Origin of the sequence: Micromonospora sp. KC721, assembly GCF_004348355.1 — a bacterium.
In the GTDB taxonomy this organism is placed as follows: domain Bacteria; phylum Actinomycetota; class Actinomycetes; order Mycobacteriales; family Micromonosporaceae; genus Micromonospora.
The window spans coordinates 1-12,441 of the sequence record NZ_SMJY01000179.1; the positions used below are offsets into that span (position 1 = coordinate 1).

Annotated in this window: 14 protein-coding genes and 1 pseudogene; 1 reads left to right on the forward strand and 14 read right to left on the reverse strand. The window is 69.7% G+C overall.

Annotated elements, in window-relative coordinates; translation table 11 throughout:
• The 14 genes and pseudogenes from E1182_RS24190 to glyA all read right to left on the reverse strand — a co-directional run.
• Positions 1-251 (reverse strand): annotated as a pseudogene (locus E1182_RS24190) (hypothetical protein); the annotation flags it as partial.
• Between the two features lie 484 nt (positions 252-735).
• Entirely contained in the window at positions 736-1,194 is a 459-nt protein-coding gene (locus E1182_RS24195; protein WP_132269293.1) for a DUF2550 domain-containing protein, read from the reverse strand.
• A gap of 14 nt (positions 1,195-1,208) precedes the next feature.
• The gene (locus E1182_RS24200; RefSeq protein ID WP_132269295.1) at positions 1,209-1,478 is read right to left on the reverse strand and encodes a F0F1 ATP synthase subunit epsilon; all 270 of its coding nucleotides are present in this window, start codon (positions 1,476-1,478) and stop codon (positions 1,209-1,211) included.
• 151 nt (positions 1,479-1,629) lie between these two features.
• The gene (locus E1182_RS24205; RefSeq protein ID WP_371687598.1) at positions 1,630-2,781 is read right to left on the reverse strand and encodes an LCP family protein; all 1,152 of its coding nucleotides are present in this window, start codon (positions 2,779-2,781) and stop codon (positions 1,630-1,632) included.
• A 213-nt stretch (positions 2,782-2,994) separates the two neighbouring features.
• Entirely contained in the window at positions 2,995-4,452 is a 1,458-nt protein-coding gene (gene atpD / locus E1182_RS24210) for a F0F1 ATP synthase subunit beta (RefSeq protein ID WP_132269297.1), read from the reverse strand.
• Positions 4,452-5,381, reverse strand: a complete 930-nt coding sequence (locus tag E1182_RS24215) for a F0F1 ATP synthase subunit gamma (protein WP_132269300.1) — start codon at positions 5,379-5,381, stop codon at positions 4,452-4,454. The genes atpD and E1182_RS24215 overlap by 1 nt, the downstream gene beginning before the upstream one ends.
• A 9-nt stretch (positions 5,382-5,390) precedes the next feature.
• Entirely contained in the window at positions 5,391-7,031 is a 1,641-nt protein-coding gene (gene atpA / locus E1182_RS24220) for a F0F1 ATP synthase subunit alpha (RefSeq protein WP_132269303.1), read from the reverse strand.
• 87 nt (positions 7,032-7,118) lie between these two features.
• The gene (locus E1182_RS24225; RefSeq protein ID WP_132269305.1) at positions 7,119-7,940 is read right to left on the reverse strand and encodes a F0F1 ATP synthase subunit delta; all 822 of its coding nucleotides are present in this window, start codon (positions 7,938-7,940) and stop codon (positions 7,119-7,121) included.
• Positions 7,940-8,464, reverse strand: a complete 525-nt coding sequence (locus E1182_RS24230) for a F0F1 ATP synthase subunit B (RefSeq protein WP_132269307.1) — start codon at positions 8,462-8,464, stop codon at positions 7,940-7,942. The genes E1182_RS24225 and E1182_RS24230 overlap by 1 nt, the downstream gene beginning before the upstream one ends.
• Before the next feature lie 29 nt (positions 8,465-8,493).
• A complete protein-coding gene (gene atpE, locus E1182_RS24235) occupies positions 8,494-8,718 on the reverse strand; it encodes an ATP synthase F0 subunit C (protein ID WP_132269310.1) in 225 nt (74 codons plus the stop codon).
• A gap of 93 nt (positions 8,719-8,811) precedes the next feature.
• Positions 8,812-9,633 (reverse strand): F0F1 ATP synthase subunit A, encoded by an 822-nt coding sequence (gene atpB / locus E1182_RS24240; protein WP_132269312.1) that lies wholly within the window; start codon positions 9,631-9,633, stop codon positions 8,812-8,814.
• Positions 9,634-9,855 carry a hypothetical protein gene (locus tag E1182_RS24245; RefSeq protein WP_132269315.1) on the reverse strand — a complete coding sequence of 74 codons (222 nt, stop codon included), beginning with the start codon at positions 9,853-9,855 and terminating at the stop codon, positions 9,634-9,636. It lies immediately after the preceding gene.
• A gap of 152 nt (positions 9,856-10,007) precedes the next feature.
• Positions 10,008-10,439, reverse strand: coding sequence for a hypothetical protein (locus E1182_RS24250; protein WP_132269317.1), 432 nt, complete (start codon positions 10,437-10,439; stop codon positions 10,008-10,010).
• A complete protein-coding gene (gene glyA / locus E1182_RS24255) occupies positions 10,436-11,722 on the reverse strand; it encodes a serine hydroxymethyltransferase (protein ID WP_207921494.1) in 1,287 nt (428 codons plus the stop codon). The genes E1182_RS24250 and glyA overlap by 4 nt, the downstream gene beginning before the upstream one ends.
• A gap of 40 nt (positions 11,723-11,762) precedes the next feature.
• Here glyA and E1182_RS24260 point away from each other — a divergent pair.
• On the forward strand, positions 11,763-12,441 hold a 679-nt coding region (locus E1182_RS24260; RefSeq protein WP_371687599.1), incomplete at its 3' end, for an NAD-dependent epimerase/dehydratase family protein.

Sequence of the window (12,441 nt, forward strand, 5' to 3'; positions counted from 1 at the left end):
CTGGTCGCGATCGAGATGACAGCCGCACGCTCCGGCAGGCCCGCCTTCTTCGTCGCCGCGATGATCGCCTTGACATTGGCGGTCTGCTCGTCGTTCAGAGTGATCTTCGACTGGGCACCCTGCACACTCGCGGCCACCGGCTTGGTGTCCACCGGCTCTGCGGCGTGAGCGGCGATCGGACCGGCGAACACACCACCGGCGAAAGCCAGACCAGCAACACCCAGCACGCTCTTACGCAGCATCGTGTTCATGTTCATGGGAAAGCTCCGTTCGGGGGTTGGCGCAGCACCCGCCGACGGGGGTCGGCGATCTGGTGTGCGCAAGCACCACGTCAGGCGCTCGAAGAATGTGGGGGATCATCCCGTGCGCGGGAGGCGGGGCCTCTTCGTCACGCCGGGACCATGTACAACGACCGGCGGCCCACCATCATTCCGGGCCCTCGCACCCGCCATCGGCGGGCCGTCTTCCTCGGTCGTTCACCGGGATACAACCACCCCGACCCGCCCGCCATTCCGCCCGCAGAGTGCCGCCGGCCACGCCCACCACCAGCCCGGAACGGACACGCCGCCCAGGCTGAACCGTTCGGTGGAACAGAATGGAGGTCTCCGGACGCCGAAGACAGCCATGACGTTCCACCGATCAACGCCGGGGGGCAGAACCCGACATTCGCCCCAGACGCGCCGCAACGGTTGTCGGGCCGGAGCCATCTCGGGCGCGGCGCCAGGCGGCCGGGCGTCAGGCGGCGGGCCAGTCCTGGGAGGAAGCCAGACGCGGCGAGGCCGCCCCGGGCGGGGCGGCCTCGAGCCAGGAGAGGAATCCGGTGACCGTGGAACGTGCCATGGCGATCTCGACCGGCGCGTGGTGACTGGTACAGCGCAGGATGATCCAGTCGGCGGGCATGGAGAGCCGCTCCTGTCCCTCGGGCAGCCGCCGCCGTTCCACGACGAGCTCCTTGCGGGAGAGCACCCGCTTGGGCCGGAGCGCGAAGCTGAACATCCGATACCACCGGAGCTCGTCGCCGATGAAGCGGCCGAAGCCGGGAGACCAGCCGCGACCGTCCAGGACCGTGGTGACCCGGACGCTGAGCCGGATGATGCCTCCAGTCCGGGTGAACACGGCCCGCCGGATGAAAAGGATCACGAGCGCGGCGAGCAGCGCCGCGATGCCGATTCCGATCCCTTCCACGATCTCCATCGGCGGGCCGGCTCTCAGCGGGCCGGGGTGGCGCTCTCGGCCAGGACGGTGACGCCCTCGCCGGTCACCGACAGGAAACCGCCGGCGATGTCGTAGGCGATCTGCTCACCACCGGCCCGCTTGATGCGAACCTGGCTGGGCTCCGCGAGTTGGCCGAGCAGGGGCGCGTGTCCCGCAAGCACACCCAGCTCACCCTCGGTCGTCCGCGCGACGACCATCTCGGCCTCGCCGGACCAGACCTTCTCCTCGACGGCTACGAGCTCGACGTGAAGCTGCTGTGCCACGCTGTCTCCTTGCTGCGGCGGCGGATTGTCGAAAGTCTAGTCCCGGGCCCCGGGCCTCCCCAACGCGGGTGGCGAGACCCGCGCCACTGCGGGCGCGACACGCCGTGGCCAGGCCACCGCCTCCGGTTCCCGCGCACCCGGCGCGGCGGGATCACTTGTTCCGGTTGCGGAACTCCGGGTGCTCCAGCAGGAAGGCGTCGAGCTGCTCGTTCTTCAAGGCCGTGAAGAAGTCGTCCGCCGCAGGCAGGAAGCGCTCCCCCCGGTACGCCGCGCCCGTGCCGATCCCCTCACCGGGCAACTTGATCAGCTCGACGTTCTCCGGCCGGACGTCCTTGAGCGCCAGGGCGAAGTCGACGACGCTGTTGCCGCGGCCGTTGAAGGTCAACGACTGGCCGGCCGCGCGGACCACCCGGTCCAGCTTGATCGGGTTGGTCACCACGTCGGCGCTGACCGCCTGCTTGGCCATCGCCTTGATGAACTGCTGCTGGTGACGCTGGCGACCGTAGTCGCCGTCCGGGACACCGTTCTTCGGGTACCGCTGCCGGACGTAGTCCAGCGCCTGCCAGCCGCTGAGGTGCTGGGTGCCCTTCTTGTACTCCGCCTGCGGGCCGATGTAGCCCTCGCCGTACGGGTTGCCCTTGCGGTGCGTGCCGTCCGGCTCCCGGTGCTCGGACTTCACGTCTCGCTCGATGTACATCGTGACGCCACCCATGGCGTCGACGATCTTCTGGAACCCGGTGAAGTTGATGATCGCGCCAGCGTCGAACCGCTCGATCCCGATCACCTGCTGCACCGTCTTGGCGAGCAACTCGAACCCCTGCACGGCGCTCGGGTTCTGCCCCTGCACGGCGCTGCCGTGCGACATGGCGCCGTTGAGCTTGCCGCGGCCACCGGGGTAGTTGGCCTTGTCGAATTTCGGGATGTCGACGACGAGGTCGCGCGGCATCGAGAACAGGTAGGCCCGGTCCAGCGTCGAGGGCACGTGCAGCACCATGATCGAATCGGCCAGCGGCGGCTGCTTCGGGTTGCGTGGGTCGATACCGACCAGCAGGATGTTGAGCGGGCCCTTGATGTCGCTCTTGCGTTCCTGTGCCCCGGCAGCCTGGTCGCCGAAGAGGTCGGCCTTGCCGACCGCGCCCTCGTAGCGGGCGAGCAGCGCCTCGTAGCCGACCAGCACGGCGCCGCTGAGCAGCATCAGCACGGCACCGAAGACCGTGCAGACCCGCGCCCACCGCGGCACGCCCGCCCAGCGGGACGGCCTGCGCCGCCCCTTCTTGCCGGCCTTACCCACGGGGATCTCCATTCGTCGTCACGCCCATGACTGACAAGACGGGCGGACGCGGCCGAGAAGTTGCTGCGAATCGACGCCCATTCGCGAGCGTCGCGCTGAAAACGGTACCGCGCTGCGGCGGGAATCGCTCGCCCCTGGGAACGGGCACCGGCGCGAGAGCGGGGAACAGCCGCGAAGGCCACCCCGGCTCTCGCCGAGGTGGCCTTCGCGGCTGTGGTGGAGGTCTCAGCCCTCCGCCATCAGCTCCTTCGCCTTCTTCTCCAGGTCCTCCAGACCACCGCACATGAAGAACGCCTGCTCGGGGAAGTGGTCGTACTCGCCCTCGCTGATCTTCTTGAACGCCTCGATGGTCTCGGCGAGCGGCACCGTCGAGCCCGGCACGCCGGTGAACTGCTCGGCGGCGTAGGTGTTCTGCGACAGGAAGCGCTCGATCCGCCGGGCCCGGGCCACGGTGATCTTGTCTTCCTCGGAGAGCTCCTCGATGCCGAGGATGGCGATGATGTCCTGCAGGTCCTTGTACTTCTGCAGGATCCGCTTCACCTCGGTGGCGACCGCGAAGTGCTCCTGGCCGACGAACTCCGGGGCGAGGATCCGGGACGAGGACGCCAGCGGGTCAATCGCCGGGTAGATGCCCTTGTCGGAGATCGACCGCTCCAGGTTGGTGGTCGCGTCCAGGTGGGCGAACGTGGTGGCCGGCGCCGGGTCGGTGTAGTCGTCGGCGGGCACGTAGATCGCCTGCATCGAGGTGATGGCCTGACCCCGGACGGAGGTGATCCGCTCCTGGAGCTCGCCCATCTCGTCGGCCAGGGTCGGCTGGTAGCCCACCGCGCTCGGCATCCGGCCGAGCAGGGTGGAGACCTCGGACCCGGCCTGGGTGAAGCGGAAGATGTTGTCGATGAAGAGCAGCACCTCCTGCTTCTTCACGTCGCGGAAGTACTCCGCCATGGTCAGCGCGGAGAGCGCGACCCGCAGCCGGGTGCCCGGCGGCTCGTCCATCTGGCCGTAGACCAGCGCGGTCTTGTCGATGACACCGGACTCGGTCATCTCGGCGATGAGGTCGTTGCCCTCACGGGTGCGCTCCCCCACGCCGGCGAAGACCGAGGTGCCACCGAAGTTCCGGGCCACCCGGGTGATCATCTCCTGGATGAGCACCGTCTTGCCCACGCCGGCGCCGCCGAACAGACCGATCTTGCCGCCCTTGACGTACGGGGCGATCAGGTCGATGACCTTGATGCCGGTCTCCAGCATCTCGGTCTTCGGCTCCAGGTCCGCGAAGGCCGGAGCCTTGCGGTGGATGCCCCAGTGGTCGTCGGGCTGGAGCGTCTCGCCCTCGGTGAGGTTGAGGCACTCGCCGATCGCGTTGAACACGTGGCCCTTCACCGCGTCGCCCACCGGCACGGTGATCGGCGAACCGGTGTCGCGTACCTCGGTGCCACGGACCAGGCCGTCGGTCGGCTGCATCGAGATGGCCCGGATCACGTTGTCACCCAGGTGCTGGGCGACCTCCAGGGTCAGCGTCTTCTCGCCGCCGGACAGGGTCACGTCCACGTGCAGGGCGTTGAACAGGGCTGGCATGGCGTCGCGCGGGAACTCGGCGTCGACGACCGGGCCGATGACCCGGACCACGCGACCCGTGGCCGTCTTGGTCTCAGCTGGTCCACCAGCAACTGCGGATACAGTCATCACACTTCACTTCCCGACGCGGCCAGCGCGTTCGCGCCGCCGACGATCTCGCTGATCTCCTGGGTGATCCCGGCCTGGCGGGCCGAGTTCATCTCACGCGTGTACTTCTCGATCATCTCTTCGGCGTTGTCGGTGGCGCTCTTCATCGCCCGCCGCCGGGCGGCCGACTCGCTCGCCGCCGACTCCAACAACGCCGCGTAGATCCGCGTGTTGATGTACTTCGGCAACAGCGCGTCGAGCAGCGCCTCCGCCTCCGGCTCGAACTCGTACGCCGGGAGCGCGCCCTCGGACCGTGGCCGGTCCTCGACCTGCATCGGGCCGATGACCTTCGCCACCGGGATCTGGGTCATCAGGGACTTGAACTCGGTGTAGACGATGTGCAACTCGTCGATACCGCGCGTCCCGTCCGGCCCGGGGTCGCCGTCGGTGTCGTCCGCCCCGGCGGAGAACGCCGTGATCAGCGTCTCCCCGACGGTGCGGGCGTCGGCGAACGTCGGCTGCTCCGAGAATCCCGTCCAGTTCGCCTCGATCGGCCGGTCCCGGAACCGGAAGAAGCTCACGCCCTTGCGGCCGATGACGTAGAGCACGGGCTCCTTGCCGTCGGCGCGCAGCCGGGCGATCAGCGACTCCGCGGTCTTGATGGCGTTCGAACTGTAACCGCCGGCCAGACCACGGTCGGCGGTTACCAGCAGGACACCGGCCCGCCGAACCCGCTCGCGCGGGGTCAGCAGCGGGTGGTCGATCCGCGCGTTGGAGGCCAGCGCCGTGAGCACGCCGGTGATGGCCTGGGCGTACGGCAGGGACGCCTCCACCCGGGCCTGGGCCTTGGCGATCCGGCTCGTCGCCACGAGCTCCATCGCCTTGGTGATCTTCTTCATCCCCTTCGCCGAGCGAATGCGTTGACGAAGAACGCGTACCTGGGCCGCCATCGGTCAGCCCTACTGCTTCTCGACGGTGTCGGTGTAGCGGGTCACCGTCTCGCGGTTCTCCGCACCCTCCAGCGGCTTGGCCGGGGCCTCGTTGATCCGCCGCTCGTCCTCCTTGCCGAGGAAGACCTGCTTGAACTCGGTGATCGCCGAGTCGAGCGAGCCGGTGATCTCGTCGTTCCACTGGTTGTCGGCGATGGCCGACAGGACGCCCTCGTGCTTGTGCCGCAGGTACTGCAGGAACTCCGACTCGAAGCGGCGGACCTCGCCCACCGGGATGTCGTCCAGCTTGCCCTCGGTGCCGGCCCAGACGGAGACGACCTGCTCCTGCACCGGGTACGGCGAGTAGTTCGGCTGCTTGAGCAGCTCGACCAGGCGGGCACCGCGCTCCAGCTGGGCCCGGGAGGCCCGGTCCAGGTCGGAGGCGAAGGCGGCGAACGCCTCCAGCTCGCGGTACTGGGCCAGGTTGAGCCGCAGCGAACCGGCGACCTTCTTCATCGGCTTCACCTGCGCGGCGCCACCGACGCGGGAGACCGAGGTGCCGACGTTGATGGCCGGCCGGACACCCTGGTTGAACAGGTCGGTCTCCAGGAAGATCTGGCCGTCGGTGATGGAGATGACGTTGGTCGGGATGAAGGCCGAGATGTCGTTGGCCTTCGTCTCGATGATCGGCAGGCCGGTCATCGAGCCGCCACCCATCGCGTCGGAGAGCTTGGCGCAGCGCTCCAGCAGCCGGGAGTGCAGGTAGAAGACGTCACCCGGGTACGCCTCGCGGCCCGGCGGGCGGCGCAGCAGCAGCGACACGGCCCGGTACGCCTCGGCCTGCTTGCTCAGGTCGTCGAAGACGATCAGGACGTGCTTGCCGCCGTACATCCAGTGCTGGCCGATGGACGAGCCGGTGTACGGGGCGAGGTACTTGAAGCCGGCCGGGTCCGAGGCCGGGGAGGCGACGATGGTGGTGTACTCCATCGCGCCCGCCTCCTCCAGGACGCCCTTGATCGAGGCGATCGTGGAGGCCTTCTGGCCGATGGCGACGTAGATGCAGCGGACCTGCTTCTTCGGGTCGCCGGAGCGCCAGTTGTCCCGCTGGTTGAGGATGGTGTCCAGAGCGACCGTGGTCTTGCCGGTCTTCCGGTCACCGATGATCAGCTGACGCTGGCCCCGGCCGATCGGGGTCATCGCGTCGATGGCCTTGATACCGGTCTGCAGCGGCTCGTCGACCGACTGCCGGGCCATCACGTTCGGAGCCTGGAGCTCCAGCTCGCGGAAGCCCTCGTTGGCGATGTCACCGAGCCCGTCGATCGGCTGGCCGAGCGCGTTGACCACGCGGCCGAGGAAGGCGTCGCCGACCGGCACGGAGAGCACCCGGCCGGTGCGCTTGACGCGCTGCCCCTCCTCCAGCTTCGCGGAGTCACCGAGAACGACGACACCGATCTCCCGGACGTCGAGGTTCAGGGCGACACCCAGGGTGCCGTCCTCGAACTCCAGGAGCTCGTTGGTCATGGTCGAGGGCAGGCCCTCGACGTGGGCGATTCCGTCACCGGTGTCGGCGACGGTGCCGACCTCCTCGCGGGAGACGTCGGCCGTGTAGGAGGAGACGTAGCGCTCCAGGGCGCCGCGGATCTCCTCCGTCGAGATGGTCAGCTCGGCCATCCTCTGCTTCCTTAAGTATCAGGGGCCCGGGATACCTAGTACCGACCGGTCCGAATGGCGTCGATCAAAGGGCTGCGAGGACGCTGGTCAGCGCTTCGCGAGCGCGTTGCGGGTCTCGTTGAGGCGGCGCAGGACGGTGCCGTCGTACAGGTCGGAGCCGACCCGCACGCTCACTCCACCGAGCACCTCCGGGTCCACCGTCTGCTTGACGGAGACCTCCCGACCGTACATTGCGGAGAGGCGGGCACCCAGGCGTCGCTCCTCCTCGTCGGTCAGCGGAGCGGCCACGGTCACGTACGCGACCTGCCGGTCCCGCCGCTCGGCGGCCATCTCGACCAGTCGGGTGAGCGACCCGGTGAAGGAGCGTCCCCCGAATCCGGCGAGCGCCACCCCGACGAGGTAACCCGTTACCGGCCGGGCCTTACCGGCGAGCAGCTGGTCGACCAGGCCGGCCCGCCGCGCGACCGGGGCGGCCGGATCGGACAGTGCGTTGGACAACTCCGGGGAGCCGGCGACGACCTGCCCGAAGCGGAACAGCTCGTCCTCGACCTCGCCCAGCTCGCCGGCCTTGTCGCTGCCGGCGAGCAACGCCTCCACGCCGAGCCGCTCGACGCCGTCGAGCAACTCCGACGGCGTCGACCACCGGCCGGTGACCAGCGCGACGAGCAGGTCGAGCGCGTCGGTACCGATCCGGCCGCGCAGCATGTCGCCGAGCAGGCCGGACCGGTCGGTACCCGAACGAGCCGGGTCGGAGAGCGCCCGGCGCAGCCGCGGCTCGCGCCGCAGCAGAGCGGCGACGGAGAGAAGGTCGTCGGCGGTGGCGGCCACCGCCGACGGCTCCGCGCCGCGGACGTACGCGTCGAGGCGCTCGGCCGCGACCTTGTACGACTCCCGGCTGGCGGCCTGCATCAGCGGGCCCCCGCGCTCTCGAGGCCGCTGAGGAACCGGTCCACGGTGCCCTTGCGACGAGCCTCGTCGGCGAGCGACTCACCGACGATCTTGCTGGCCAGGTCCACCGCGAGCGTGCCGACCTCGGTACGCAACTCGCGCACGATGGTGGCCCGTTCGGCGGCGAGCTGCTCCTTGCCGGCCGCGATGATCCGGTCGGACTCCTCCCGCGCCTTGGCGAGGATGTCCTGGCGGATGCCCTCGGCGTCGGAGCGGGCGTCGTCGCGGATCTTCGCGGCCTCGGTGCGGACCTCGGCGAGCTGCGCACGGTACTGCTCGAGCAGCTGGTTCGCCTCGGCCTGGGCCGCCTCGGCGCGCTTGAGGCCGCCCTCGATCGCGTCGACCCGCGCCTGGTACATCGCCTCCATGCGCGGCATGACGAACTTCAGCAGAACGATGACGAGCAGGATGAAGGAGATGGACCCGATGACCATCTCCTGCCAGATCGGCAGGATCGGGTTGTGGCCTTCGGCGGCGAGATACATGTCGGACCTCCGGGTCGGGAGAGCTCGCGTCAGTTGACGGCGAAGGCGAGCACCAGGCCGAAGAGGGCGAGCGCCTCGACCAGGGCGAAGCCCAGCACCAGCCAGGTGCGGTTGTAACCGGCGGACTCGGGCTGGCGGGCGCTCGACTGGATGTAGGCCGCGAAGACCAGGGCGACGCCGATACCGGGGCCGATGGCGGCGAGGCCGTAGCCGATGGTGTTGACGTTACCGTTGATGGCGGCGAGAACGTCCATTGCGGGTATTCCTCCTAGTTCACACGTGAGGTCTCACGTGTACGCGGTTCGGTACCAGAAGCTTGGTCGGGCCGGGTGACCCGCCGAGCCCGATCAGTGCTCGTCAGCCAGGGACGTGCCGATGTAGTTGGCGCTCAGCGTGACGAAGACGTACGCCTGCAGCACCGCGACCAGCGCCTCGAAGAAGGTCATCACGATCGCCATCGCGAAGGAGAAGACCGAGGTCACCTGGACGAAGATGCTGTCCGAGGAGAGCATCACGAAGCCGCCGATGGTGAAGACCAGCAGGAGCAGGTGCCCGGCGAACAGGTTGGCGAAGAGCCGCAGCGCCAGGGTGACCGGCCGGACGACGAAGTTCTGCAGGAACTCGATCGGAATCAGCAGGAAGTGCATCGGCCACGGCACACCGGGCAGGATCAGGCTCTGCTTCAGGTAGCCGCCGAGGCCGTGCTTGCGGACGCCGATGTAGTTGTACATCGCGTAGGAGATGGCCGCGAGCACGATCGGGAACGCGATGTGCGAGTTCGGGGAGATCTGCAGGCCGGGCACGATGGCGAAGAGGTTGGTCAGCAGGATGAAGCTGAACAGCACCGTGAAGTAGGGCGCGAAGCGGATGCCCGCGTTGCCCATCTGCTCCCGGGCGATGTTGTCGCGCACCAGGCCGTAGACCGACTCGGCGGCCCACTGGGCCTTGCCCGGCACCAGCTTGGGGTTCCGGTAGGCCAGCATGAAGAAGATGATCAGCAACGCGACCGCGAGCCAGACCATGATGCCGAACTTGGTGACCCAGGGGCCGGCCACGTTCGGCGGATAGAAATCCTCGACGCTGGGGGGCCAGGGGAGCCCCTGGGCGACGACCAGCTGTCCGCTCACCGTGTCATCCTCCGCACTCGACAGACCCGCGCGTGCTGGCACTCAAGCACTGAGCCTCTTCATGATCAGGTAGATCGCTCCGGCTGCGCCGAGCATCATGCCGATGGCGACCCCGATGCCGGTTCGCAGATCGAAGAACCGCTCCGCCAACCACCCGAGGAAACCCCACGCCACGATGCCGGCGAGCAGGTAGCCCAGGACGGCACCGGCCACTCCCTCCGACGAGGGCTCGTCGGGTTTGCGGGTGTGGGGGTCATCGGCCATGACGTGGCGAACAATATCAGCAGGGGCGCGTGGGAGTGTGCGGCACCCCCCACACTGCGGACAGCGTGCGGGCCGTGCGGCATCGGAGCAATCGACGCTCAGGTTACTCCCCACCGGCCACCCACAACAGCCCGACGTACCGGCGGAAACGCTCAGCCGTCAGACCGACCGTGGGTCGGCAGCGGCGACCGCAAAGCCCAGGTCAGATGGGCCCCGGTCCAGACCACCACCGCCGCGATCACGGCCACCCCCAGATCCGGCAGGCCGGCCCAGCCGGTCGCCGCGACGGCGGACAGCACCACCCCGAGGAACACGATCTTGGTGGCGTAGGTGACCAGCCCGACGGACATGATTAACCGAGGATTCACCGCGTCGGCCCAGGCCACCGAGAGGCCGGAGATCAGGTAGCTGACCACGACCAGCCCGATCCCGGCGGCCACGCCGGCCGCGCCGGTGGGTCCGCGCAGCACCGCCGCCGCCGGCACCGCGACCACGGCCAGCACCGCGCACGCCGCCAGCGGCAGCCGCAGGTACGGCAACCGGGCCCGGATCGCCCCCGGCTCCCCCGCCCGTGGCGCGCTCATCGGGCGTACGCCGGGAAGGCGGCGACCAGCTCGGCGACCTCGCCGGCGATCCCGGCGAGCCGGTCGGCGCCCCCGGGGTTCGCCGGGTCGGTGCGTACCGCACGGGCGATCAGCGAGGCGACCTGTCGCATCTGCCCCTCCCGCATGCCCTGGGTGGTGACGCTCGGGGTGCCCACCCGGATCCCGGAGGCGACCGCCGGCGGCTGCGGGTCATACGGGATGGCGTTCTTGTTCAGGGTGATGCCCACGGCGTCGCAGCGGGCCTCGGCGTCGGCGCCGCTCACCCCGACCTCGCGCAGGTCGACCAGGGCCAGGTGGGTGTCGGTGCCGCCGGAGACCGGCCGCATCCCCTCGGCGGCTAGACCGGCCGCGAGCGCCCGGGCGTTGGCGACCACCTGCGCCGCGTACGCCCGGTACTCGGGCTGCGCGGCCTCGCGCAACGCGACCGCCTTGGCCGCGACGGCGTGCATCAGCGGGCCGCCCTGGGTGAACGGGAAGACCGCCTTGTCGATCCGCGCGGCCAGCGACTCACGGCACAGGATCATCCCGCCGCGAGGCCCGCGCAGCACCTTGTGGGTGGTGAGGCAGACGACGTCGGCATAGGGCACCGGGGACGGAATCACCCCGCCGGCCACCAGGCCGGCGAAGTGCGCGGCGTCCACCATCAGGTACGCCCCGACCTCGTCGGCGACGGCCCGGAACCGGGCGAAGTCGATCAGGCGCGGGTACGCGGTCGCGCCACATATGATCATTTTCGGACGGTGGGCCAACGCGAGGTCCCGCACCTCGTCGTAGTCGATCAGCTCGGTGTCCCGCCGGACGGTGTACCCGACGGTGTGGAACCACTTCCCGGAGAAGTTCACCCGGCTGCCGTGGGTGAGGTGCCCGCCGTGCGGCAGCTCCATGGCCAGCACGGTGTCCCCGGGCTGTACCAGGGCGGCGTACGCGGCCAGGTTGGCGTTGGCCCCCGAGTGTGGTTGGAGGTTGGCGTGCTCGGCGCCGAACAGCTCCTTCGCCCGGGCGATGCCGATCTCCTCGGCCCGGTCCACCTCGGCGCAGCCGCCGTAGTAACGCCGGCCCGGATAACCCTCGGCGTACTTGTTGGTCAGCGTCGAACCGAGCGCCGCGAGCACCGCCGGGGAGGTGAGGTTCTCGCTGGCGATCAGTTGCAGGCCGCTGCGCAGCCGGTCCAGCTCCCCGAGCACCACCCCGGCGATCTCCGGGTCGACGGCGCTGAGCTGCTCGAAGTCCGGCCCCCAGAAGCTGTCTCTCGCGTTGTCCACAACGAGGCAGTCTACGGAGCCGCACACCGGGAGCCGTGCGATGCCTCGTCACCGGTGGGCTGGGCTGCTGCGGGCCGAGCTGCGACGGCCGGGTCGGGCCTGGCTGGAGATGCCGGCTCTGCCCGTGGCAGAAGCTCTTGGTGTGATCGGGCCGCGCTGGTTGGGTTGGCCGATGCAGCGCATGGAGATCCTGGTCCTCGGCGGCACGGCCTGGCTGGGGCGTGAGGTGTCCCGGCAGGCCCTCGATCGCGGCCATCGCGTGACGTGCCTGGCTCGTGGCGACAGTGGGCCCGTGGCGGAAGGCGCGCGTCTGGTGGCCGCGGACCGGCGCGACCTGACCGCGTACGCCTCCCTGTCCGGAGGAGAGTGGGACGCGGTACTCGAAGTGTCCTGGCAACCCGGCTTCGTACGCGAGGCGGTTGCCGCCCTGGGCGCGCGGGCACGGCACTGGATCTACGTCTCCTCGGTCAGCGCGTACGCCTCCCACGACACGCCCGGCGCGGACGAGTCCGCCGCCCTGCTGCCCGCCACCGACCAGGACGAGGTCGACCGGGACCGGTACGGCGAGGCCAAGTCCGCCTGCGAGACGTTCACCCGGACGGCTCTGGCCGACCGTCTCCTCATCGCACGCGCCGGACTCATCGGCGGGCCCGGCGACCACAGCGGCCGCTCCGGCTACTGGGTCGCCCGCGCCGCCCGCGCCCCCCGGGCCCCGCTGC

Bases quoted from the DNA above. Each gene is read 5' to 3' on its own strand.
- E1182_RS24195 (WP_132269293.1), bottom strand. From the start codon at position 1,194: ATGGAGATCGTGGAAGGGATCGGAATCGGCATCGCGGCGCTGCTCGCC.
- E1182_RS24205 (WP_371687598.1), bottom strand. From the start codon at position 2,781: ATGGAGATCCCCGTGGGTAAGGCCGGCAAGAAGGGGCGGCGCAGGCCG.
- atpD (WP_132269297.1), bottom strand. From the start codon at position 4,452: ATGACTGTATCCGCAGTTGCTGGTGGACCAGCTGAGACCAAGACGGCC.
- E1182_RS24215 (WP_132269300.1), bottom strand. From the start codon at position 5,381: ATGGCGGCCCAGGTACGCGTTCTTCGTCAACGCATTCGCTCGGCGAAG.
- atpA (WP_132269303.1), bottom strand. From the start codon at position 7,031: ATGGCCGAGCTGACCATCTCGACGGAGGAGATCCGCGGCGCCCTGGAG.
- E1182_RS24225 (WP_132269305.1), bottom strand. From the start codon at position 7,940: ATGCAGGCCGCCAGCCGGGAGTCGTACAAGGTCGCGGCCGAGCGCCTC.
- E1182_RS24230 (WP_132269307.1), bottom strand. From the start codon at position 8,464: ATGTATCTCGCCGCCGAAGGCCACAACCCGATCCTGCCGATCTGGCAG.
- atpE (WP_132269310.1), bottom strand. From the start codon at position 8,718: ATGGACGTTCTCGCCGCCATCAACGGTAACGTCAACACCATCGGCTAC.
- E1182_RS24245 (WP_132269315.1), bottom strand. From the start codon at position 9,855: ATGGCCGATGACCCCCACACCCGCAAACCCGACGAGCCCTCGTCGGAG.
- E1182_RS24250 (WP_132269317.1), bottom strand. From the start codon at position 10,439: ATGAGCGCGCCACGGGCGGGGGAGCCGGGGGCGATCCGGGCCCGGTTG.